Below are 322 nucleotides of genomic sequence, written 5' to 3' on the forward strand. Positions count from 1 at the left end.
ATTGTAATTCACCGTCTAAGGCCAAGTCAGGTGCTAACTCCTTAGCGATCTTAGTCGCTTCTTGAACCTTCTCTGCTTGAGGAGCCTTGGCGCTTCCCTTGGTTGAGAAGCTCAACAGGGCCACTTGCGGGTCAATATCAAAGATTTTCGCTGTTTCAGCCGTATTAACAGCAATTTCTGCTAATTCTTGCGCTTCAGGATCAATATTAATAGCACAGTCCGCAAAAATATAGCGCTCGTTGGTATTTTCACGGTTCATTAGGAAGACACCTGAGGTCCGAGAGATACCTGGTTTGGTCTTGATGATTTGCAGGGCAGGTCG

1 protein-coding gene is annotated in these 322 nt (G+C 46.3%); it reads right to left on the bottom strand.

The features are described from left to right. Window positions 1-313: phosphate acyltransferase (locus tag FH871_RS35390; RefSeq protein WP_369008820.1), on the bottom strand; the 313-nt coding region annotated here is incomplete at its 3' end. Window positions 314-322: the final 9 nt, after the last annotated feature.

The sequence above is a fragment of the Larkinella sp. C7 genome (assembly GCF_006149005.1).
Classification (GTDB): domain Bacteria; phylum Bacteroidota; class Bacteroidia; order Cytophagales; family Spirosomataceae; genus Larkinella.